The following is a 20,723-nucleotide window of genomic DNA, read 5'->3' on the forward strand; positions in this document are numbered from 1 at the left end:
CGGTACTAATTGGCCGACAACTTGCCACAACAACAAAGTTGTCATTGCACTGCTTGCGTCCACTGTACGGTTCCCGAGATACGCCCCACAACCAACCACGGTTGGTTGGGCCGGATATCTCCATAGAGTTACGGCGGTCATAGCGAGGGGGAAACGCCCGGTCCCATTCCGAACCCGGAAGCTAAGCCCCTCAGCGCCGATGGTACTGCACGGGAGACCGTGTGGGAGAGTAGGACACCGCCGAACACCCATTCCAGAAAGGCCCCCACCACCCGGTGGGGGCCTTTCTGCGTGTCGGCACCAGAACTCCTGGCCGGCGCGAAATGTGTCTTTCTACCCCGGCACGCATGCCTCGAGCGATCCGCCGCGGGTAATCGTGCTCGACGGCCGGGATTGATTGCTACGGCTCGGGCTTTTCGGCGATTTGCTCGCAGCTCGCGGCCGCGCGGTTGCACTGCCTGCACCAGACCTCGCCGACGTTGGCGTCGTACTCGTGGTCGTGGGCGGTCCAGCGTTCGTCGTCGAATGGCAAGGTGTCCTGGATGCCGCTCGGACGGAGCTCGCGATAGAGCTCGAAGGCCGTTTCGTAAGAGATGACGCCGTCGAGCGCGAGATCGGCGAGCGCGTCGAAGACCCGGTACTTCTCCTCGTTGTCCGGGGCGGGCAGGGCGGTCGTGGGCTGGCGGTGACGTGCCATGGCGGATCCCCTCCTGCGCGGAGTCGTGGCTCGGGCCGGAGCCTGCAACGTACCCCGAGACTTGGGGTCGCGCGCGGTGACCCGCCACTCCAATTGGCAGCAGATCGCCGCACGCCGGGCGGGTTCACTTTCAGTCGCAGCCAGTCGCAAATGGTGGATTCTCGCTAGGCTCGACCTATGCCGGAGGCGCACACCGCGAGCGATGCGTCCCTCGGTCGCGCCCCCGCCCGTTCAGGTGGTGCTGCGACTCCCGACGCTGTCGCGGGATCGCGGCGCGGCGTGCACGAGCGTGGCGCCGGCGGCGGCGCCGGCCCCGGAAAGGGGACCGGCGGTGGCGACGACGCTGGTCGCGGGGGCCCGGGCGGACGCGCGTCCCGGCTCGGCGCGCTGACCGGGGGACGCGCAGGCTGGGGCACGGATCGGGCGGCCCCTGCTCTCGGGCGGGGCTACTCCCCGCGCACGGTCTTCTATCGGCAGCTCCCGTTCCTGGCGGTCATTCTCGTGCTCCTGGGCGCGGTCGTCGCCTACGACCCGGAGCACCTACGGCGGCCGCTCTTCGGGGCCGGGCTGCTCTTGGCGATCGGCGCCTCCGTGCTGGCCATCGTCGTCCCCTGGCACCGGCTTCCTACGCCGGCCGCGGTGCTGGTGCCCATGGCCGACATCGTCGCCGTCGGGCTCGTGGTCGCCGGGGGATTCCGCGCCAGTTTCCTGCTCGTCCTGCCGGTCTTGTGGATGTCCGCCCTCCATGGGGCCGGCGGCGCCGTCGTATCGGTGGCCGCGGCCACGGTGGCGGTCTGGGTCGGCAACCTGTTGGGGCCCTCCCTCGCCCTCGGCGACCTGCCCCGGCTCGTGCTGTTGCCCGTCGTCCTCGTCGCCGTCGGGGTCGGCAGCTACCTGTCGGAGCGTCGCTCCGCGGCGCGGCTCGATCTGCTCGGGCGCCAGAGCGCCCTGATCGAGGAGACGCTGGCCGACTCCCATCAGCAGAGCCGCCTGCTCGATTCGATCCTCAACACGATCGACGTCGGCGTCGTGGCTCTGGACAAGGACGGGTACATCACGATCCTCAACCGCGCGCACGCCGCCGCGGTGGAGGGGCGGCTCAGGGTCGGCGACCACGTGAGCGTCCACGGCGGCATCGACGGCTACGCCGCGGACCGCAAGACGCCCCTCGGTGTCGGCGGCTCGCCACTCGTCCGCGCCAGCCGCGGTGAGGACATCGACCGCGAGCTGACCTGGTGGGACCACGGGGAGGGCAGCTGGGTCGCCTACCGCGTCTCCGCCGCTCAGCTCGTCGACGGGGTCGGCAGGCGCACCGGCGCCGTCGTCGTCTACCAGGACCTCACCGCCGAGATGGCCGCGCTGGCCCAGCGCGAAGACTTCGTCTCCTCGGTGTCGCACGAGCTGCGCACCCCCTTGACCTCGGTGCTGGGCTATCTCGAGCTCGCCTCCGACGACCCGACAGCCAGCGAGAGCGTGCGCTCCAACCTGCGGGTGGCCGAGCGCAACGCCGAGCGGCTGCTCCACCTCGTCGCGGACCTCCTCCTCGCGGCCCGCACGCGGGAGCGCGGGGTCGAGCTCGACGGCGCCATGACCGACCTGCGCAACCTCGTCGCCGAGTCGGTCCAGAGCCAGCTGCCCCATGCCCGCTCGGCGGGCCTGGAGGTCCACCACCACCTCACCGAGCCATGCCGGCTCTTCGGCGACCGGACCCGGCTCGGCCAGGTGGTCGACAACGTGCTGTCCAACGCCATCAAGTACACCCCGCCGGGCGGGAAGGTCGAGGTGGCGCTGTGGCCGGGACCGGACGTCGCCCGCCTGACCATCCGCGACACCGGGATCGGCATCGCGGCGGCGGATCAGGAATTGCTCTTCACCCGCTTCTACCGCGCGCCGGCGGTGCGTCAGGGAGCGGTGCCCGGAACAGGGCTCGGCCTGTACCTTTCACGCCAGATCGTCGAGGCCCACGAGGGCACCATGAACTTCACCTCCGTCCCGGGCGAGGGGACGAGCGTGGAGATCCTGCTGCCCATGCCGGGCCCGGCCGAGCGCGAGGCGCGGCCATGACGTTGGACCTGTTCACCCTCCTCGTCGTCTCGGCGCTCGTCATCCTCACCTCCGCCGGCATGTTCGTGGCCGAGGCCTGGGCGCGTGCGGGCGACCTGGTGGACCGGTTGTGGACCTTGTCCTTCGCCGCGGCGATCACGACCGCGCTGGCGTACGTCGTCGGGAGTCTCGGTGACGACGGCTGGTGGGCCAACGCCGTCGGCAACGGGGCGAGCGTGCTCTGCGTCTGGGCGATGTGGAGTGGCATCCGGGCGTACCAGCGCCGCCCGCACCGCATCCTTCTCTCCGGGGGACTGGCCCTCGTCACGGCGGCGGCCGTGCTCCTCCACGGTCCGGACGGCGGTCCGTGGGCCGGTGGTGCGCTGGTGCTGGGCGCCACCGCGGTCGGCGCGCTGGCCGGTGGCATCGCTCTGTTGCGGGGGCGGCTGCGGGCGGGGCGCGCGGCCCTGGTCCTCGCGGTCATCCTGCTCGTGGCCGGGCTGTTCTACGCCGTGCGGTTCGCGGTGTTCATCCTGGCGGGGCCGACGTCCCCGGCCTTCGAGCAGTACCTCGGGACGTCGGTCGCCACGCTGGCCAACACCCTGCTCGTCAACGCCGCGGCCTTCGCGGCGGTGACGATGCGTGCCCGCACCGCGCGAGCGAAGGCGGCGGAGGGACGCAACTTCGATCCCATGACGGGGGCCCGCACCAGCCACTCCTTCGAGCCGCGCGCGGTGGCCCAGCTGCAGCGGTCGGCCGAGACCCTCGCCCCGGTCGCGATGGTCCATCTCGTCCCCGATGGGACGGAGGCGCTCGAGATCGCCTTCGGGCGTGAGGTCGCCGAGCGCGCGCTGGTCACCTGCGGCGAGGTGGCGCAGGTGCTGCTGCCCCCGCGGGCCCTGATGGGCCTCGAGCCGGACGAGCTGGCGTCGTTTCAGGTCCTGCTGCCGGGCTGGGAGGTGGACGACGCCGTCGCGTGGGCGAGTGCCGTGCGCAAGGAGCTCATCGCCACGACCGTGGCGGTGCCGGGCAGCCGCGTCCGCATCGGGGCCAGCGCCGGTGTCGCCACCACCCGCGCGGCGGGCTACCGGCTCGCAGAGCTGTGCGACGCCGCGCGCGGGGCCGCGCAACGGGCCGCGGCCGACGGCGGGAATCGGATCGTGGTCGCAGGTGCCCAGGAGCGATCCGAGACCCGCTGAGGCGATCTGTCCGACCTTGAGGGGGCTGCGGCAATCTTGAGCCGACCTTGAGGGGACCTGAAGCCGGCGCGAACGGCTTGTTGAGGCTGACCGGGCATCGTTGCCGACGTCGCAAGGAGCGGACGCAGCGCCCGCTCGTCAGCCCGTCACCCCTGAAGGAAGACCGATGTCGCGCACCGCGTCCGCTCAGCCCCGTAGCTCCTCCAAGAAGATGCGCAACGGCGTCATCGCCGGCATTGCGGGCATTGCCCTGCTGGCTGGGGGAGGGGCGTCGTTCGCGACGTGGAGCGCGGACTGGACCACGAGCGGAACGATCTCCGCCGGCTCGATGAGCCTCCAGAGCAGCTGGAAGGGCTCCGGAGAACTCTCACACTGGAAGCTCAACGACAAGGCCGTGAGGGGTGTCGGCAGCATCTCCGAGCTCAAGCTCGTGCCGGGCGACAAACTCACCTACACCGACACAGTCACGCTCAAGACAGAGAAGCGCGCCATGAGCGCCACCGTGGAGCCCCTTGCTCCCGGAATCGTGGGTGACCTTCAGGGTGTCACGTACAACGTTGTGGTTGCCGGTCCCGGGTTCAAGCGCGAGTGGCAGACGGGCCAGAGCGAGCCGCAGCCGATCACCACACGAGTGGGCGGTGACACCGAACTCACCGTCACCACGACCTTTGCCTTCGACCGCAATGCGGGCAACAACACGCAGAACATGAGCCTGGAGTTCACCAACGCGGGTATTCGCGTCAATCAGGTCGCCAACTAAGGCGCACTCCCCCTGAACTGGGGAGGGAGCCGGACACCCCCCAACCCGGCTCCCTCCCCGCCTACCGCACCACCCCTGAGCAGCAGAAGAGGAAGGCATGCGCGCCAACGCCCTTCGTGGCCTCGCCGCCGTCGCCCTCGCTGTCGTGCTGCTCAGCAGCGGCCTGAGCAGCACGGCGCTGTGGTCAGCGCAGGCCCTCGCGCCGTCGGCCCAGGTCACCACCGGGCGGCTGGGCCTCGTCCAGCACGACATGACCATCACCCTCACCCGGGGCGGTGCGGTGCCGATCGACGTCACCGCCACGCTCGACGCCCAGGCGCTGCGCCCTGGCGATGTCCTCACCTACACCGTCCCCGCCACCCTGGTCCTCGAGGGGACCTCCCTCCAGGCAGAACTACGGGTGGACGCCGGCGAGCTTGCTGGGTCAACTCCCGCGCCGCTCGGTGACATCGTCCGTCAGAACACGACCGTCACGATCGTGTCCTCCGGCCAGAACATGGGCGCGAAGGACCCGCTTCACGTGACGTCGGAGTGGAACGGTCAGGTCGTCAAGGCGGTCGTGACCGTCACCATCCCCGCCAGCGCGGGCGCGGGTGACGAGGGCAAGAGGCTCAACGGCCAGGCCCTTCAGCAGGGCACCATCCGCTGGAGCCTGACGCAAAAGTGACGACCACAACTCGCACCGCGCACCGGCCTCGTCGACGCCCTGGCCGCAGAGCCGGCGTTCTTGCTGCCATCGCCGCCACCCTCCTCCTGATCGTCCTCGGCCCGACGACCGGCACCCGCGCGCAGTGGCACTTCGAGGCCACGACGACGACGCCATCGGCCGCCATGGACAACCTCTCGCTCGACGTCCGGCCGGCGACGACCGCACTGACCGCGGCCGTCACCAACAGCGCGAGTGCCACGACGGTGCTGTGGGCGCCAACGGCGTTAACAGCCTCCGTGGACGGCTCTCCGATCTCCTCGACGGCGCTGATCGGCACGACTATCTCTTACGCGACCGCGACCACGGGCTCCTGCGCGGGTAGGCCTGCCCACTGGATCGCCACGGGCTCGGACCTCAGAATCGTGTCCGCGACGGCGACGCCAGGGGACCGCACCACCCTCGAGCCCGGTCAGTCGGCACAGCTGTGCCTCTCCGTCACCGCGGGAGACGACCTCCGTGCCGTCTACGGAGGCCGGTCGCTCACGTTGACCACGAGCCTCGACTCGGTGGCAGCGGCACCGGCGACCTGGACCTCGCCCGTGACGACCTGGACGACGGTCTTTCAGGTTCCCGCCGCAGAGCTGACCCCGCCGGTGCTGGGCAGCTGCGCCGTCGTCACCCCGAACGAGAAGGCGGTCCGGATCACCTGGACCTGGGAGGGTGCCGCCGACGGCTGGGACATCCTGCAGTGGAACGGCTCGATCTGGGCGCCGATCGCCAAGGAGCCGGACCCCTCTGGCAACCACCCGGCGGTGCCGGCGACCAAGAAGCTGCCCGGTGACCGGCGTACCGCCGTCATCCGGCCGGGCGAGGAGGCACGAGCCGGGGACGTCAAGGTCCGCCTCTTCGTCGGCAGCGGGTTCGTGGACAGCACGAGGGTCTTCACCTTCACCTCGTGGAACCCGAACAACGAGAAGGTCGCGTGCACGGGAGTAGCGCCAGCCCCGGCCACGGTGGCTGCCGCTCCCACCCCGGTCGAGGTGCTCACGGAGACCGCCGTCTCCGCGCCCAGCCCGGCCGCGACCAGCCCCACCCCCTCGGCGTCCGCCGCACCGGCTCCGGCGACGACCGACACCGCGGCCCCCGCCGCGCCGGCCCCGAGCACGCCTGGTCCGGCCGCCACCGCCGCACCGACAGCGACCGCCACCGCGGCAGCCGCCACCGACACGACCACCCCGCCCGCCACGGAAGGGAAGTAGCGCCATGAACATCGCCCGTCGCGCGGGGAACGTCGTCCTGTGGCTGGTCCTCGCGGCCGTCGCCGCGCTCGCCGCCGTCATGGTGCTCATCCCGCGGGTCATGGGCTGGGTGCCCCTGACGATCCTCACCGGCTCGATGGACCCCACCATCCCGGCCGGCTCGCAGGTGGTCGTCGCGACCGTCGACGGCGAGGCGGACGCCGCCCGGCTGAACATCGGCGACGTCATCACCTTCATGCCCTACCCGGACGACCCCACCCTGGTCACCCACCGCGTCGTCGCGCGCACCCTCAGCACCGACGGCACGATCTCCTTCACCACCCAGGGCGACGCCAACAACGCCCCCGACGAGTGGACCCTTACCGCCACGCAGATCCGCGGCGTCGTCGAGTACCACGTGCCCTACGCCGGCTACCTCGCCACCGCCCTGGACGGCTCGCAGAAGCAGACGGGCGTCGCCGTCGTCGCCGCGGCACTGCTGGCCTACGCCGCCGTCCAGCTGCTCGGCGCCCTGCGCCACCACCGCCGTCCCGCGCCCGCTGCGGCGGCTGTGGTCGACGGCGCCGCCACGGCCGCCGCCGACATGGCGGTTGTCGCGACCGTGGGAGCGCCCACGTCCGGCGGCGCCGCACCGGCGGTCACGACGTCCGACGACGACACCCCTGCCACCACGCGCCCCGACGGCGTGCCGGCCCTGGCCGGGACCGTCGACCGCGACGCCGGCGCGCGCACCAGCGGCCCTCGCCCGCGCCCGGAGCGCACGAGCACACGCGAGCTCGCGGACGCCGCCTGATGAGCGTCGTGCTCAGCCAGGGCACGCTGAGCGACCTGTCGGAGGACCTGGGCGCCGTGGCCGTCTGCTCGTTCGTGCGCCGCTACCTCGACCTGCTCGACGGGCGGGTGCGGGACCTGACGGCGGCGCTCACCGGAGCGGACGTCGAAACGGCAGAGGTGGTGGCGCTGAGCCTGCACACCGCCAGCGCCATGATCGGGGCCCAGGCGCTAGCCGACGTCGCCCGGACGCTCGCGGCGCAGCTGCGGGCCGGCGCGCTGGCCACCGCGCGACTGGCGCTGGGCGAGGTGTCGGCGCTTGCCATGGCCACCGCGCAGGCGCTGGTCGCCTTCCTCGCGGCGCCCACGACCACCGCGGTCAGCGCGCGGGCGCGAGCCGGTAGCCGGTGCCCCGGACGGTCTCGATGAACCGCGGCCGGCTGGCGTCGTCGCCGAGCTTGCGGCGCAGGTTGGCGATGTGAACCTCCACCGCCCGCTTGTCGGCGTCGGTGACGACGGCGCCCCCGCCGTAGTCCTCCGGCCACAGGTCGCGGACCAGCTCGGTCTTCGGCAGCACCCGCCGCGGGGCGGCGAGCAGGGCGGCGAGCAGGTCGAACTCGGTGCGCGTGAGGTGGACCCGGGCGCCGTCGAGGTCGACGCTGCGGCCGCCGACGTCGACGCGCACCCCGTTGTGGGCGAGGACGCCCGCGCCGCCGTCGGCGCCGGGGTGCCCGGCGTGGGGGACCCCGACAGGTCCGGGCTCGCCACGGATGAGCGACCCCTCGCCGCCCAGGGCGGTCACGCGGGCCGGGCTCGAGGGCGCCGCCACGGCGACCACGGCCGGTGCGGCCCCGGCCAGCCGCCGGGGCCGGCGGAGCATGGCCTGGATGCGGGCACGCAGCTCGCGTGGGCGGAACGGCTTGGTGACGTAGTCGTCGGCGCCGGCGTCCAGCCCCATGAGGGTGTCGATCTCCTCGTCGCGGGCGGTGAGCATGACGATGTAGGTCTCCGAGAAGGTCCGCACCCGGCGGGCGACCTCGAAGCCGTCGATGTCCGGCAGGGACACGTCGAGGGTGGTGACCAGCGGGCTGTGGTCGCGGACCAGCTCCACCCCGGCGGTGCCGGTGGCCGCGGCGTGGACGGCGAAGCCGGCCTGCGTGAGCACGGAGACGAGGAGGTCGCGGATGTCACCGTCATCCTCGACGACCACTGCCGTCCGCGGCTCGCAGTCCTCCATGATCACAACTTACGTGCTCGGTCCGAAAAACTCCTGCGAGAACGGGCAGGAACGGGCGCACCCCGGACGCAGGGCCCCGGCGCGTGCCGCGTGCCGCTTCCGGACGACGGCGGTACGCTCCCCGCGATGGACGCGCACGGCTGGCCCGAAGCTCCCCGCACGACCGCGGTGCTGCGCACCGACGCCCTCGACGCGCTGGCGGCCGACGTCGGGGCCGGCGAGGCGGAGCTCTTCGCACGGCGCTACCTGGCCCTCCTGGAGCAGCGGCTCGGCAACCTCCGCCTGGCCGCCGAGGCCGCGGACGTCACCCGCCTCCGCGAGGCCGTGCTGAGCCTGCAGACCACCTCCGCCATGGTCGGGGCCGAGGCGCTCGCGGGCACGGTCGGCGCGCTGCCGCCGGCCGCCGGGGCCATGGCGACGGAGTCGTTGGCGGAGGTCGAGGTGGCCGCGGCGGTGACCACCGGCGCGCTGGTGGCGCGCGCCTCTGCGGCCGTCCCGGTCGGCGCGAGCGCCTGACGATCCGGCGGCGGTGCCGCTCGGCGCAGCCCCGGCCCTCGCCCGTCACGACCGACGTCCGACGCCTCCCGCCGTCCGGCGCACCCGCAGCCCATTCACCCGGCGACGCCGTCGGCCTCACCCCGGGACCCGCCGGGTGACCACGGCCGTTCATCCGCCGATCACCCTGCCGAACAGCGAATCGGTGCGCGGCCGTCCTGGTCTCCTTGGGAGGCCGGGGGGACTCGTGCGGCGGCCGTCAGGCCGGGCGCGACCGGAGATGAAAGGCATGGCGTGGAGGAGATCATCGACCGCGCGGCGCTGGCCGCGCTCGTCGAGGACATCGGCACGGAACGGGTCCAGACCCTCGTCGGCAGCTATCTCGCCACCCTGGACGAGCGGGTGTACCACCTGCGCGCCGCCCTGGCGGCCTGTGACACCGAACGCGCGCTCATCGCGCTGCGCGGCCTCGGCAGCGCCAGCGCGCTGGTGGGCGCACGCCAGCTGGTCGAGATCGTCGCGGAGGTCGAGCCCGCGCTGTCCCACGGCAGCTACGGCCCGGCCCGCGCGGCCCTGCCGGAGATCCTGCTGAGCGCGGCGGCGACGACGGGTGTGCTGCTTGCGGTGCTCAGCGAGCCGGCACCAGCCGGTAGCCCACGCCCCGCACGGTCTCGATGAACCGCGGCCGGGTGGCGTCGTCGCCGAGCTTGCGGCGCAGGTTGGCCATGTGGACCTCGAGGCTGCGGCGGTCGGCGCCCGCGAGCGGCGCCGCGTAGGTCGTGCCCCACAGCGACTCCACCAGGTCGGTCTTGGCCCGGACGGCGCCCGGGGTCGTGAGCAGCGCGGCGAGCAACGAGAACTCGGTCGGCGTGAGGTGAACCTCGTCGCCGTCGACGAAGACCTGCCGGGCCTCGACGTCGAGGCGCAGGCCGGCGGGAGCGGCCAGGACCGCAGGCGGAGGCGCCGCGACGGCGGTCGGGCCGGGAGCCACCGCCACGGCGGTGGCGGCCGAGACGGGGGCAGCGGTGGCGGTCGGGCAGGGGGCGGCCGCCACCGCGACCGGTGCCGCGGCGAGGTCCGGCAGTGCGGGCGCCGGCGTGGCTCGCACCGTGCCGAGGTGCCGCGGCCGGCGCAGCATCGCCTCGACCCGGGCGCGCAGCTCGCGCGGCCGGAAGGGCTTGGTCACGTAGTCGTCCGCGCCGGCCTCCAGGCCCAGCAGCGTGTCCACCTCGTCGGTGTGCGCGGTGAGCATGACGAGGTAGGTCGCGGAGAACCCCCGGATGCGCCGGGCCACCTCGAAGCCGTCGATGTCGGGCAGGGAGATGTCGAGGGTGGTCACCAGCGGCTCGTGCGCCCGGACCAGGTCGACGCCCGCGTGCCCGGTGGCCGCCGGGTGCACCGTGAACCCGGCCTGCGTCAGCACCGCGACGAGGAGCCCGCGAATGTCGTCGTCGTCCTCGACGACGACGGCCGTGCGGTTCTCCACGAATTCGGACATCAATCGGGAGATTACTACGGGTGCGACACCCGTATTCGATTTCGGCAGATCCATGTCGTCGCAGGTCGGGGCGTCTGCCGGCGCGGCTGCGGCGGGGGCCGCCGGCTGCCGCCGTCACCCCGGCGTCCCGGCCGTTCACCCTGGAAAATGCGCGGGGTGAACAGGGGGATTCACCTGGGAATCACCTACCCGTCGGCATTCTGCCGAATTGGTCCGGTGGTGTGCTGAGGCATCCCGACACGGGCGGAGCGGCTCGTGCCGAGCAGGGGGAGAGGGAGCGCGATGAATCGGGTGGTGGACCCCGCGGTGCTGACGGCGCTGCAGCAGGAGGCCGGCGCCGAGCGCGCCCGGGAGATCGTGGCGCGCTACCTGGCCACGCTCGAGGAACGCGTGTACATGCTGCGGGGCGCCGTCGCCGCCTACAACAGTGCCGGCGCCCTGGTTACGCTGCGCGGCCTGAGCGAGGCCAGCACCGTCGTCGGCGCGCACGAGCTCGGCCAGCTCGCCGACTCCCTCGAGCCAGGCCTGCGGCGCGGCAACTTCCGCCCCGCCCGCGACGCGATGCCTGAGCTGCTCCAGCTCGTGACCGCGACGAAGTCCGCGCTCGCCCCGGTGCTCGACACCAGCTCGGTGAGCACCACGCGGTGACCACCGCTCCGCCGCCGGACGGGCACCGGAGCGGGCGCGTGGCGCTCGTCGTCGCGCTGCTGATGCTCGGGGCCCTGCTCGGGGGCGTCGTCGGGGTCGCGTGGCTTGTCCAGTCCCACATCGACTCCGCCGTCGAACGGATCGACGACCCCTTGGCGGGGGTGGAGTAGCGCCCGGCGCCGTTTGCAGGTCGCGCCCGGACCGGGCCGGCGCAAGCAGGGACGGCCCAGGCGACGGGGCGCAGCCCAGTCGGCTCAGCCCAGTCGGCTCAGGCCCGGGGGCTCAGCCCAGGCGGCTCAGGCGGGGACCGCTCCAAGGCGCGCGGAGATCTGCGCCGCGGTGTGAGCGCACGCCCGGCCCAGCTCCTCCAGGCGCCGGTCGTCGACCCGGTAGAGCGGGGCGGCCAGCAGGACGGCGGCCACCGTCTCGCCGCGGTGGTCGCGCACCGGGGCCGAGATGCCGACCTCCTCGGGGAAGGTGTCCCCGTAGTTGACGGCGAAGCCACGCTCGCGCGTCCGGTGCAGCCGGGCCAGCAGCTCGTCCGCGCCCCTGCCGGTCTGCGCCGCCGCGTCCTCGATGCGTGCCCGCGCGGTGTCGTCCGGCAGCTCGGCGAGGAAGACCTGCACCGAGGCGTTGAGCGGGGAGGCGTACCGGGTGCCCAGCGGGGTGGTGTGCTTGATGTTCTGGGCGCTGGGGACCTGCTCCACCGTCACCGCCTCCGCCCCGTCCCAGAGCACCAGCGCCGCGCTCTCGCCGGTGGCGGCGGACAGGTCGCGCAGCATCGGCAGGGAGACCCGCCGCACGTCCAGGTCGGCCAGCAGCGGACCGGCGACGGCGAGCAGCCCCAGCCCCAGCCGGAACTTCCGGGACAGGTCGTCGCGCTCGACGATGCCCTCGCGCTCGAGGGTGGCGAGGATGCGCGACACGCTGGACTTGTGGAGCCCCACCTGGGCCGCGATCTCGGTGACGCCCTGCAGCGGCTCCTGGACGGTGAAGCAGCGCAGCACGTCGAAGACGTTGGCGATCACCGAGGCCGAGCGGGCCGCGGACCCGTCACCGTTCAGGCCGGCGGGTTCTGTCGTCGCTCCTGCCACCGCGCCTCCCTTCGGCGTCGCCGTCCCCTTCCGGGCCGGCATGTCGCGGGCCAGCTCGCCGCTGGAGCGACGAGCTGGCCCATTATCGCGAGCACCGGCGGTGCGGGCCCTCACCCCACCGACCCGGCGGCCAGCGCCGCCGCCGGACGCCCGCCCAGCTCGGCGGTGAGGTCCGCGGCCAGGTCTGCGACGACCTGATCGAACAGCAGCTGCCCCTTGGCCGCGTCGGCGCCACGGGGCGCGGACAGGCACCCCGAGGACGGCGTGCGGGCGGGCACCACGGGCAGCCGGTCGAACCGGGGCAGCTGCGCGGGCTCGTGGTCCGCCGCCCGGTCCATGCGGACGAGACCGGGCTCCAGGTGGAGCATGAGCGCCGTCTCCAGCACCCCGCCGTGCTCGACGTCCCAGCCCGGGAACGCCCCGTGGTAGACCGCCTCCAGCGTGTCCTCCGAGACGTAGTCCCAGTAGGACAGCAGCAGGACGCACCGCTCGTCGTCGGCCCTCAGCCCCAGGTCGCGGACGGCCAGGTCCACCCCCTCGTACAGGAACTGGTAGTTCTCGTAGTGGCCGTTGAGCAGCACCACGTGCCGCACGCCCTGTTCCAGCAGGCTGCGGACCAGGCACCGGGTGAGGCCGATCAGCGTCGCCGCGTCCACGCTGGTGGTCCCGACGAGGTGGTCGCCGCCGCCGGACTTCTGCTGGGAGCGGTACCCGTACGTGATGGGCTGGGCCACCATCGCCCCGGTCGCCGCGGCCACGCCCTCGGCGATGCGTTCGGCCAGGATCGCGTCGGTGCCCATGGGCAGGTGCGGGCCGTGCTGCTCGAGGGCGCCGACCGGCACGAGGACGGTCGGCGCGCCCGAGCGCACCCAGTCGGCGAAGGTGTGGGCGTCGAGGCGGGCCAGCTTGACCTGGCGGTCGTCCTGGGTCGTCATGATGGCTCCTGTCAGCTGTGGGCGGGGGACGTGGGCGGCTCTACGGCGGACCTCGGCTGGGTACCGGATCCTTGCGCAGGAGCCGCCTGCGGCGCCACCGGCAGGCCGTCGGCGCCGACGAGGTCGTCGTCGGGCCGGTGGTGGGGGTCGTTGACCTCCTTCTCGAGCCGCTTGATGTCCTTGTCCCGGTTGCGCAGGCGGCGCACCAGGTTGGCGATCATCAGCAGGATGACGAAGGAGAACGGGAAGGCCCCGATGATCGTGCCGGTCTGGACGGTGTCCACCACCGCCGTCCCGCCGATGGAGAGCAGGAGCAGCGCCACCGACCCGATGCTCACGACGAGCACCACGCGGAAGCCCGGTCCGGACTTCTTCGGCGCGGAGACGAACTCCGCCAGGGCGTAGGTGCCCGAGTCCAGGCTGGTGACGTAGTAGGTGGCGACCAGGATGGTGGCGACGACCAGCAGGATGCCGCCGACCACGGGCACCATCTGCAGCATCGAGAACAGGCCGCTGGAGGTGTCGGCGGCGACGTCGTCGGAGATCGAGCGGGCCGAGGCGTCGTCGTAGTAGATGGCGGCCGAGCCGATGACCCCCACCCAGATCATGACGATGAGCGACGGGATGGCCGTGACGCCGATGACGAACTCGCGCAGCGTCCGACCGCGCGAGATGCGGGCGATGAAGCCGGCGACGAAGGGGGAGAACGCGATGACCCAGCACCAGATGAAGACCGTCCACCAGCCGTTCCAGCTGTCCTGCCAGCTGGCGAGCGGGGAGGCCGCGGCGTGGGCCTCGGACCAGAAGCTCATCGGCACGAAGTAGTAGAGGAACGAGCCGAAGGTCTGGGAGATGTTCGACAGGATGTAGACCACGGGGCCGAAGACGAGGACCGCGAGCACGAGGACGATGCTCAGCACCGAGTTGGCCTCGCTGATGCGCTTCATGCCCTTGTTCACGCCCAGGAAGGCCGACACCGCGGTCAGGCCGCCGAGCACGCAGATCACCGCCACCCACAGGGCCGGCCCGGGCTCGAGGCCGGTGAACGAGGCCAGTCCCGAGGAGAACTGCAGGGAGGCGAAGCCGAAGGAGGTGGCCAGGCCCAGGACCGTGGCGATGATGGCCAGGAGCTCGACGACGACGCCGGCCGGGCGGCGGGCCTTGGTGGGCAGGATGTCCACCGTCGCCTCGCGGAAGGTCAGGGTCTTGCCGAGGTTGTGGTGCGAGTACGCCAGGCACACCGCGACCACGCAGTACATCGCCCAGGCGGTCAGGCCCCAGTGGAAGTACGTCCACACGATCCCGCCCTCGGCGGGGTTGTCGCCGACGGGGATGAGCGGCGCGCCGTCGCGCAGCATGATCGGCTCGGCGAGCGACCAGAAGATCAGCCCGATGCCCTGCCCGCAGGCGAAGAGCATGGAGTACCAGGCGAAGCGGCCGTGCTCGGGCTTGGCCTTCGGCCCGCCCAGCCGCACCTTGCCGACCTTGCTCGTCGCGATCCACAGGCAGACGGCGACGGCGATCAGGGAGTAGAGCACGAAGAACCAGGTGAACCCGGAGGTCACCTTGGTGCGCAGGCTGCCGATCAGGGACGCGGCGCCCTCGGGGTTGCTGACGACCGCGATGATGGTCGCGGCGATGAGCACCGGCGGCAGCGCCTTGATGATCGCCCGGTCCAGCGGCGGGATCACGTGCCCGCGGAAGCGGGGCAGCTCCACCGTGCGGGGCCGTCGTTCCGGGTGCGGGCGGGTGGTCTCGCCGTTGGACGTGCCCGCGGCTCGCGCGGGTTCGGGTGGCGCCGAGTCGGGGGTGCGGGTCGTCGTGGAGGGATCGTGGGGGGACATTGTGCTCCGTTCGCCTGAGCACGGGACCGGTCGGCCCCGGCCGCCGGAGGCGATCGCCGTCGATCGCCTCCGCCCCGGTCCGGTGCGATCGCAGTCGACCGCCCCGACCGGTTCGGGGGTGGTCCCCATCGACCACCCCCGGTCGGGCCGGGGCGGTCACGCGACCGCCCCGGCCCGGTCGTCGTCAGCAGGGGATGATGTTGTGCTCCGGGCCGAACCCGAACTTGGTGATGTTCTCGGCGCCGTCCTCGCCGACGACGAGGATGTCGTGCTCGCGGTAGCCGCCGGCGCCGGGCTGGCCCTCGGGCACGGTGATCATCGGCTCCATGGAGACGACCATGCCGGGCTCGAGGACGGTGTCGATGTCCTCGCGCAGCTCCAGGCCCGCCTCGCGGCCGTAGTAGTGCGACAGGACCCCGAAGGAGTGCCCGTAGCCGAAGGTCCGGTTGGGCAGCAGCCCGTAGCCGACGTAGATCTCGTTGAGCTCGGCGGCGATGTCCTTGCACACGGCGCCGGGCTTGATGAGCTCGAGGCCGCGGCGGTGCACCTCGACGTTGATGTTCCACAGCTCCAGGGACCGGGCGTCCGGCTCACCCAGGAACATGGTGCGCTCCAGGGCGGTGTAGTACCCGGAGGTCATCGGGAAGCAGTTGAGCGAGAGGATGTCGCCCTTGCGCAGCTTGCGGGTGGTGGACCAGTTGTGGGCGCCGTCGGTGTTGATGCCGGACTGGAACCACACCCAGGTGTCGCGGATCTCGGAGTCGGGGAAGGTGCGGGCGATCTCGTGGGTCATCGCCTCGGTGCCGATCAGGGCCACCTCGTACTCGCTGATCCCCTCGCGCAGCGCGGCCTTGATCGCCTCGCCGCCCAGGTCGCCGATGCGGGCGCCGTGCTTGATCACCTCGATCTCCTCGGCGGACTTGATCATCCGCTGGCGCATGGCGTCCTGGGCGACGTCGACCAGCTCGGCGCCGTCGAACAGGGCCTGGAGCTTCTGGTGGGTGTCGAGGGAGACGGTGTCGAACTCGATGCCGATGCGCCGGGCGCGGATGCCGCGCTGGCGCAGCACCTCGCCGACGGCGTGCTGGTAGTTGTCCCGGCGCCAGTCGGTGTAGACGAGGTTCTCCCCGTAGCTGCGCCGCCAGGGCATGCCGGCGTCGATGTTGGCCGTCACCGTGACCTGCTCGTCCGGCGTCACCACGAGGGCGTAGGAGCGGCCGAAGTAGGTGAACAGGAAGTCCGAGTAGTACTTGATGTTGTGGTACGAGGTCAGGACGACGGCGTCCAGCTCCTTGGCGGCCATGATCTGGCGCAGCCCGGCGAGGCGGCGCTCGAACTCCGCGTCGGAGAAGGTGAGCGGGATCTTCGAGCCGTTGTGCAGGACCTTGAGACGCTCCAGCTCGCTGACGGAGGTGGCCGGGGTGTTGGTGACGGTCATTGTCGGTGTCCTTTCGGGATGGAGCTCGTGCCAGGCGGCGGTGCCGTGCTCGTCTCTCGGGGCACCGCCCGGATGCGCGGTGCCGTAGGGATGATGGGGCGGTGCGGTCGGCGCCGAGGCCTCAGCGCTGAGCCGGCGTGCCGGCCGGGGCGGCGGTGCCCGGCCGGGTCGAGATGGATGGGGCCGTCGGGTCCAGGCCCAGGTCCGTGACCGGGGTGGGCCGGGACCCGGCGGGTCGAGTCGGGGCCGGTGACGCGTGGGTGGCGGTCATGACTGTCCGATCCGTCCTCGTTGCACACATTGCAACGACGTTGCGGAAGTCTGCCCACGGGTCGGGAAGGGTGTCAAGGGTCTGAGGTCCGCGGCGGGAGGGCGCGCCCGGTTGCGTCACGCGCGCGTGGTGCGCTCCCCGCGCGTGACGCGAGGAGCCGCCGTCGGCGGAAACGGCAGCCGTCGGCAGGAACGGCAGCCCTCGGCCGTCGCGGGGGAGCGGGGGGCGGGTCGCGGGGCCGCTACAGCACCCGGCGCACGGACGCCTCGAACCGTGCGACGTGCTCGCCGGCGAGCGTCGCGGCCTTGTCGGCGTCGCCGTCGACGATCGCCCGCAGCAGGTCCACGTGCTCGTGGATGTGGGCGGCGACGTCGGGCAGGCGGTCCAGGACCAGGCACCAGATCCGGGTGGCGAGGTTGTCGAGCCGGACGAGGGTCTCCTCGATGTGGGGGTTGCCGGCCGCGCGGTAGATGAGCCGGTGGACCTCGAGGTCGTACTCCATGAGCCCGCGCCGGTCGGCCGGGTCGTGGTCCATCGCGCCGATCTGCTCGGCCTTGGCGGCCAGCTGCGCGCGCAGCTCGGGCGCCGCCCGGCGCGCCGCGCCGGCGGCCGCCACCGGCTCGAGCACCTGGCGCAGCTCGCTGATGTCGGCGAGGTCGGTGAGGTCCACCCGGGTGGCGAAGGTCCCCCGGCGCGGGAAGGAGACCACGAGGTGGTCCTGCTCGAGCTTCTTCAGGCCCTCGCGGATCGGCGTGCGGCCGATGCCGAGCTCGAGCGCCAGCTGCGCCTCGTTGATGGGCGAGCCTGGCGGGATGTCCAGCAGGACCAGCTGGTCGCGCAGCTCGTGGTAGGCCCGCTCGGCCAGGGAGTCGTAGGTGCGGTCGGTGCTCTCGCGGGCCGTTCGCCCGGTGCTCTGGCGGGCCATCCGCCCTCCTCGTGTCGAACTTCGGTCAGACCGTTGACGCTTCCGGAATGTCCACCTAGTGTTGCGCACCACTTGATATATCAGCCGTCGACACGATGTCGTGCACCCGACCTGCTGGAGAATCCCATGACTCACACCGCTTTGTCCCCGTCTGTCCTCGACGCGGATCTCGGTGACGTCGACCCCGAGGTCGCCGCCGCCATCGACGCCGAGCTGGCGCGCCAGCAGGGCACCCTGGAGATGATCGCCTCGGAGAACTTCGCCCCCGTGGCGGTGCTCCAGGCGCAGGGGTCGGTCCTGACCAACAAGTACGCCGAGGGGTACCCCGGCCGGCGCTACTACGGCGGCTGCGAGCACGTCGACGTCGTCGAGACGCTGGCCATCGAGCGGGTCAAGAGCCTGTTCGGCGCCGCCTTCGCCAACGTCCAGCCGCACTCCGGCGCCCAGGCCAACGCGGCGGTCATGCACGCGCTGCTCACCCCGGGCGACACCATCCTCGGGCTCGACCTGGCCCACGGCGGCCACCTCACCCACGGGATGCGGCTGAACTTCTCGGGCCGGCTGTACAACGTCGTCGCCTACGGCGTGCGCGAGGACACCTACCTCGTCGACCTCGACGAGGTGGCGCGCCTGGCCCGCGAGCACCGTCCGCGCATGATCGTCGCCGGCTGGTCCGCCTACCCCCGCCAGCTGGACTTCGCCCGGTTCCGGCAGATCGCCGACGAGGTCGGCGCCTACCTGTTCGTGGACATGGCGCACTTCGCCGGGCTGGTCGCTACCGGGCTGCACCCCTCGCCGGTCCCGCACGCCCACGTGGTCTCCTCCACCACCCACAAGACCCTCGGCGGGCCGCGCGGCGGGGTGATCCTCACCAACGACGCCGACATCGCCAAGAAGATCAACTCCGCGGTCTTCCCCGGTCAGCAGGGCGGCCCGCTCGAGCACGTCATCGCGGGCAAGGCGGTGGCGTTCAAGGTCGCCGCGGGGGAGGCCTTCCGGGAGCGGCAGCAGCGCACCCTCGAGGGCGCCCGCATCCTGGCCGAGCGGCTCTCCGGCCCGGACCTGGCCGAGCGCGGCATCGACGTGCTCACCGGCGGCACGGACGTCCACCTCGTGCTGGTCGACCTGCGCCACTCCGAGCTCGACGGCCGGCAGGGCGAGGACCTGCTGCACTCCATCGGCATCACCGTCAACCGCAACGCGGTGCCGTTCGACCCCCGGCCCCCGATGGTCTCCTCGGGCCTGCGCATCGGCACCCCGGCGCTGGCCACCCGCGGCTTCGACGCCGCGGCCTTCGCCGAGGTCGCCGACATCATCGCCGAGGCGCTCACCGCCGGCCAGCAGGCCGACGTCGCCTCCCTGCGGGGCCGCGTCAGCGCGCTGGCCGCCCGCTTCCCCCTGTACCCCACCGTCGGGAAGGCCGTCCGATGAACCAGCGCCACCTGCCCCCGCACCCGGACTTCCTCTGGGACAACCCCGAGCCGAAGAGCAGCTACGACGTCGTCATCGTCGGCGCCGGCGGCCACGGCCTGGCCACCGCCTACTACCTCGCCAAGAACCACGGCATCACCAACGTCGCGGTGCTCGAGCGCGGCTGGCTGGCCGGCGGCAACATGGCCCGCAACACGACGATCATCCGGTCGAACTACCTGTGGGACGAGTCCGCCGCGATCTACGAGCACGCGCTGAAGCTGTGGGAGGGCCTCGAGGACGAGCTCGACTACGACATCTTCTTCTCCCAGCGCGGCGTGCTGAACCTCGCCCACACCCTGCAGGACGTGCGCGAGTCCGTGCGCCGGGTGGAGGCGAACCGGCTCAACGGCGTCGACGCCGAGTGGCTGGACCCCCAGCAGGTTCAGGAGGTCTGCCCGATCGTCAACATCGCCGATGACATCCGCTACCCGGTGATGGGCGGCACCTACCAGCCGCGCGCCGGCATCGCCAAGCACGACTGGGTCGCCTGGGCCTACGCCCGCCGGGCCGCCGAGCTCGGCGTGCACCTCATCCAGAACTGCGAGGTCACCGGCTTCACGTTCGACGGCGACCGGGTCACCGGGGTGGAGACCACCCGCGGGCGGATCGGCGCGGGCAAGGTCGCGCTGGCCGCGGCCGGGCACACCTCCGTGCTCACCGAGCTGGCTGGCTTCCGGGTGCCCATCCAGTCCCACCCGCTGCAGGCGCTGGTCTCCGAGCTGCACGAGATCATCCACCCCACCGTGGTGATGTCCAACCACGTGCACGTCTACGTCTCCCAGGCGCACAAGGGCGAGCTCGTCATGGGCGCGGGCATCGACTCCTACAACGGCTACGGCCAGCGGGGTTCGTTCCACATCATCGAGCACCAGATGTCCGCCGCCGTCGAGCTGTTCCCGGCGTTCTCCCGGGCGCACCTGCTGCGCACCTGGGGCGGGATCGTCGACGTCACCCTCGACGCCTCCCCGATCATGGGCCTGACCCCGGTGGACCAGCTCTACGTCAACTGCGGCTGGGGCACCGGCGGGTTCAAGGCCGTCCCCGGCGCCGGCTGGGCCTACGCCCACACCATCGCCCACGACGATCCGCACGCCCTGAACCGCCCGTTCAGCCTGGACCGGTTCGTCACCGGCGCCCTCATCGACGAGCACGGCGCCGCCGCCGTCGCCCACTGACCCGGCCTTCCGGAAGGACCAGCATGCTCACCATCGACTGCCCGTTCTGCGGGCCGCGCCCCGAGACCGAGTTCGGCTACGGCGGCCAGGCGCACGTCGCCTACCCCGAGGACCCCCACGCCCTGACCGACGAGGAGTGGGCCGCGTACCTCTTCTACCGCGACAACCCCAAGGGCGACTTCGCCGAGCGGTGGGTGCACTCGGCCGGCTGCCGCAAGTGGTTCAACGCCGTCCGCGACACCCGCACCTACGAGATCGCCCGCGTCTACACCCTGACCGAGCCACGACCCGTTCCGAGCAAGGGAGCCTGAG

At 72.3% G+C, this 20,723-nt stretch carries 22 protein-coding genes and 1 rRNA gene; 15 read left to right on the plus strand and 8 right to left on the minus strand.

Annotation, left to right across the window (positions count from 1 at the left end; all coding sequences use genetic code 11):
- The first annotated feature begins 129 nt into the window (after window positions 1-129).
- Window positions 130-246 (plus strand): 5S ribosomal RNA (gene rrf, locus GD970_RS18575).
- Between the two features lie 154 nt (window positions 247-400).
- On the opposite strand, the gene GD970_RS18580 is transcribed toward rrf, so the two are convergent.
- Window positions 401-697, minus strand: a complete 297-nt coding sequence (locus GD970_RS18580) for a hypothetical protein (RefSeq protein ID WP_152204397.1) — start codon at window positions 695-697, stop codon at window positions 401-403.
- A 501-nt stretch (window positions 698-1,198) separates the two neighbouring features.
- Between GD970_RS18580 and GD970_RS18585 the strand changes: the two genes are divergently transcribed.
- The 7 genes from GD970_RS18585 to GD970_RS18615 all read left to right on the plus strand — a co-directional run bounded on the left by GD970_RS18585 (window position 1,199) and on the right by GD970_RS18615 (window position 7,807).
- Window positions 1,199-2,761, plus strand: coding sequence for a sensor histidine kinase (locus GD970_RS18585; RefSeq protein WP_152204398.1), 1,563 nt, complete (start codon window positions 1,199-1,201; stop codon window positions 2,759-2,761).
- A complete protein-coding gene (locus GD970_RS18590; protein WP_152204399.1) occupies window positions 2,758-3,939 on the plus strand; it encodes a GGDEF domain-containing protein in 1,182 nt (393 codons plus the stop codon). Before GD970_RS18585 ends, GD970_RS18590 begins: the two co-directional genes overlap by 4 nt.
- A gap of 166 nt (window positions 3,940-4,105) precedes the next feature.
- Window positions 4,106-4,699 (plus strand): alternate-type signal peptide domain-containing protein, encoded by a 594-nt coding sequence (locus GD970_RS18595; protein ID WP_152204400.1) that lies wholly within the window; start codon window positions 4,106-4,108, stop codon window positions 4,697-4,699.
- A 97-nt stretch (window positions 4,700-4,796) separates the two neighbouring features.
- Window positions 4,797-5,366: a hypothetical protein gene (locus tag GD970_RS18600; protein ID WP_152204401.1), complete on the plus strand. Its 570-nt coding sequence runs from the start codon at window positions 4,797-4,799 to the stop codon at window positions 5,364-5,366.
- Entirely contained in the window at window positions 5,363-6,607 is a 1,245-nt protein-coding gene (locus tag GD970_RS18605; protein ID WP_152204402.1) for a hypothetical protein, read from the plus strand. Before GD970_RS18600 ends, GD970_RS18605 begins: the two co-directional genes overlap by 4 nt.
- 4 nt (window positions 6,608-6,611) lie before the next feature.
- Window positions 6,612-7,400: a signal peptidase I gene (locus GD970_RS18610; protein WP_152204403.1), complete on the plus strand. Its 789-nt coding sequence runs from the start codon at window positions 6,612-6,614 to the stop codon at window positions 7,398-7,400.
- On the plus strand, window positions 7,400-7,807 hold the full coding sequence (locus GD970_RS18615; RefSeq protein ID WP_152204404.1) for a hypothetical protein: 408 nt from the start codon (window positions 7,400-7,402) through the stop codon (window positions 7,805-7,807). The genes GD970_RS18610 and GD970_RS18615 overlap by 1 nt, the downstream gene beginning before the upstream one ends.
- On the opposite strand, the gene GD970_RS18620 is transcribed toward GD970_RS18615, so the two are convergent.
- On the minus strand, window positions 7,758-8,615 hold the full coding sequence (locus GD970_RS18620) for a response regulator transcription factor (protein WP_152204405.1): 858 nt from the start codon (window positions 8,613-8,615) through the stop codon (window positions 7,758-7,760). The two genes, GD970_RS18615 and GD970_RS18620, sit on opposite strands and share 50 nt — an antisense overlap.
- 126 nt (window positions 8,616-8,741) lie before the next feature.
- On the opposite strand from GD970_RS18620, the gene GD970_RS18625 reads away from it, so the two are divergent.
- Complete coding sequence (locus GD970_RS18625) at window positions 8,742-9,131, plus strand: hypothetical protein (protein ID WP_152204406.1); 390 nt, start codon at window positions 8,742-8,744, stop codon at window positions 9,129-9,131.
- 273 nt (window positions 9,132-9,404) lie between these two features.
- Complete coding sequence (locus GD970_RS18630; RefSeq protein WP_152204407.1) at window positions 9,405-9,788, plus strand: hypothetical protein; 384 nt, start codon at window positions 9,405-9,407, stop codon at window positions 9,786-9,788.
- Here GD970_RS18630 and GD970_RS18635 read toward each other — a convergent pair.
- Entirely contained in the window at window positions 9,739-10,608 is an 870-nt protein-coding gene (locus GD970_RS18635; RefSeq protein WP_152204408.1) for a response regulator transcription factor, read from the minus strand. The two genes, GD970_RS18630 and GD970_RS18635, sit on opposite strands and share 50 nt — an antisense overlap.
- A gap of 282 nt (window positions 10,609-10,890) precedes the next feature.
- On the opposite strand from GD970_RS18635, the gene GD970_RS18640 reads away from it, so the two are divergent.
- Entirely contained in the window at window positions 10,891-11,256 is a 366-nt protein-coding gene (locus GD970_RS18640) for a hypothetical protein (protein ID WP_152204409.1), read from the plus strand.
- The gene (locus GD970_RS21820; RefSeq protein WP_155524117.1) at window positions 11,253-11,426 is read left to right on the plus strand and encodes a hypothetical protein; all 174 of its coding nucleotides are present in this window, start codon (window positions 11,253-11,255) and stop codon (window positions 11,424-11,426) included. The genes GD970_RS18640 and GD970_RS21820 overlap by 4 nt, the downstream gene beginning before the upstream one ends.
- A 126-nt stretch (window positions 11,427-11,552) precedes the next feature.
- Here the strand turns inward: GD970_RS21820 and GD970_RS18645 are convergent, their stop codons facing one another.
- The 5 genes from GD970_RS18645 to GD970_RS18665 all read right to left on the minus strand — a co-directional run bounded on the left by GD970_RS18645 (window position 11,553) and on the right by GD970_RS18665 (window position 17,763).
- Entirely contained in the window at window positions 11,553-12,350 is a 798-nt protein-coding gene (locus tag GD970_RS18645; RefSeq protein WP_226925457.1) for an IclR family transcriptional regulator, read from the minus strand.
- 110 nt (window positions 12,351-12,460) lie between these two features.
- Complete coding sequence (locus GD970_RS18650) at window positions 12,461-13,285, minus strand: creatininase (protein WP_152204411.1); 825 nt, start codon at window positions 13,283-13,285, stop codon at window positions 12,461-12,463.
- 11 nt (window positions 13,286-13,296) lie between these two features.
- Window positions 13,297-15,129: a BCCT family transporter gene (locus GD970_RS18655; RefSeq protein WP_152204412.1), complete on the minus strand. Its 1,833-nt coding sequence runs from the start codon at window positions 15,127-15,129 to the stop codon at window positions 13,297-13,299.
- A 184-nt stretch (window positions 15,130-15,313) separates the two neighbouring features.
- Entirely contained in the window at window positions 15,314-16,567 is a 1,254-nt protein-coding gene (locus GD970_RS18660) for a M24 family metallopeptidase (RefSeq protein WP_152204413.1), read from the minus strand.
- A 512-nt stretch (window positions 16,568-17,079) separates the two neighbouring features.
- A complete protein-coding gene (locus GD970_RS18665; protein ID WP_152204414.1) occupies window positions 17,080-17,763 on the minus strand; it encodes a GntR family transcriptional regulator in 684 nt (227 codons plus the stop codon).
- Window positions 17,764-17,889: 126 nt separating this feature from the next.
- On the opposite strand from GD970_RS18665, the gene glyA reads away from it, so the two are divergent.
- Genes glyA through GD970_RS18680 form a run of 3 tightly spaced genes read left to right on the plus strand, consistent with a single transcriptional unit; the run spans window position 17,890 to window position 20,722 of the window.
- Entirely contained in the window at window positions 17,890-19,194 is a 1,305-nt protein-coding gene (glyA, locus tag GD970_RS18670) for a serine hydroxymethyltransferase (RefSeq protein WP_152204415.1), read from the plus strand.
- Window positions 19,191-20,411 carry a sarcosine oxidase subunit beta family protein gene (locus GD970_RS18675; RefSeq protein ID WP_152204416.1) on the plus strand — a complete coding sequence of 407 codons (1,221 nt, stop codon included), beginning with the start codon at window positions 19,191-19,193 and terminating at the stop codon, window positions 20,409-20,411. Before glyA ends, GD970_RS18675 begins: the two co-directional genes overlap by 4 nt.
- A gap of 23 nt (window positions 20,412-20,434) precedes the next feature.
- A complete protein-coding gene (locus GD970_RS18680) occupies window positions 20,435-20,722 on the plus strand; it encodes a sarcosine oxidase subunit delta (RefSeq protein ID WP_152204417.1) in 288 nt (95 codons plus the stop codon).
- The last annotated feature ends 1 nt before the right edge of the window (window position 20,723 follow it).

It is taken from the genome of Georgenia thermotolerans, from assembly GCF_009193185.1.
Classification (GTDB): domain Bacteria; phylum Actinomycetota; class Actinomycetes; order Actinomycetales; family Actinomycetaceae; genus Georgenia; species Georgenia thermotolerans.

What these genes read in the sequence shown, in the direction of transcription:
- GD970_RS18580 (WP_152204397.1), bottom strand. Translation starts at nt 697, where the DNA reads ATGGCACGTCACCGCCAGCCCACGACCGCCCTGCCCGCCCCGGACAAC.
- GD970_RS18590 (WP_152204399.1), top strand. Translation starts at nt 2,758, where the DNA reads ATGACGTTGGACCTGTTCACCCTCCTCGTCGTCTCGGCGCTCGTCATC.
- GD970_RS18595 (WP_152204400.1), top strand. Translation starts at nt 4,106, where the DNA reads ATGTCGCGCACCGCGTCCGCTCAGCCCCGTAGCTCCTCCAAGAAGATG.
- GD970_RS18600 (WP_152204401.1), top strand. Translation starts at nt 4,797, where the DNA reads ATGCGCGCCAACGCCCTTCGTGGCCTCGCCGCCGTCGCCCTCGCTGTC.
- GD970_RS18610 (WP_152204403.1), top strand. Translation starts at nt 6,612, where the DNA reads ATGAACATCGCCCGTCGCGCGGGGAACGTCGTCCTGTGGCTGGTCCTC.
- GD970_RS18615 (WP_152204404.1), top strand. Translation starts at nt 7,400, where the DNA reads ATGAGCGTCGTGCTCAGCCAGGGCACGCTGAGCGACCTGTCGGAGGAC.
- GD970_RS18620 (WP_152204405.1), bottom strand. Translation starts at nt 8,615, where the DNA reads ATGGAGGACTGCGAGCCGCGGACGGCAGTGGTCGTCGAGGATGACGGT.
- GD970_RS18625 (WP_152204406.1), top strand. Translation starts at nt 8,742, where the DNA reads ATGGACGCGCACGGCTGGCCCGAAGCTCCCCGCACGACCGCGGTGCTG.
- GD970_RS18635 (WP_152204408.1), bottom strand. Translation starts at nt 10,608, where the DNA reads ATGTCCGAATTCGTGGAGAACCGCACGGCCGTCGTCGTCGAGGACGAC.
- GD970_RS18640 (WP_152204409.1), top strand. Translation starts at nt 10,891, where the DNA reads ATGAATCGGGTGGTGGACCCCGCGGTGCTGACGGCGCTGCAGCAGGAG.
- GD970_RS18650 (WP_152204411.1), bottom strand. Translation starts at nt 13,285, where the DNA reads ATGACGACCCAGGACGACCGCCAGGTCAAGCTGGCCCGCCTCGACGCC.
- GD970_RS18655 (WP_152204412.1), bottom strand. Translation starts at nt 15,129, where the DNA reads ATGTCCCCCCACGATCCCTCCACGACGACCCGCACCCCCGACTCGGCG.
- GD970_RS18660 (WP_152204413.1), bottom strand. Translation starts at nt 16,567, where the DNA reads ATGACCGTCACCAACACCCCGGCCACCTCCGTCAGCGAGCTGGAGCGT.
- GD970_RS18665 (WP_152204414.1), bottom strand. Translation starts at nt 17,763, where the DNA reads ATGGCCCGCCAGAGCACCGGGCGAACGGCCCGCGAGAGCACCGACCGC.
- glyA (WP_152204415.1), top strand. Translation starts at nt 17,890, where the DNA reads ATGACTCACACCGCTTTGTCCCCGTCTGTCCTCGACGCGGATCTCGGT.
- GD970_RS18675 (WP_152204416.1), top strand. Translation starts at nt 19,191, where the DNA reads ATGAACCAGCGCCACCTGCCCCCGCACCCGGACTTCCTCTGGGACAAC.
- GD970_RS18680 (WP_152204417.1), top strand. Translation starts at nt 20,435, where the DNA reads ATGCTCACCATCGACTGCCCGTTCTGCGGGCCGCGCCCCGAGACCGAG.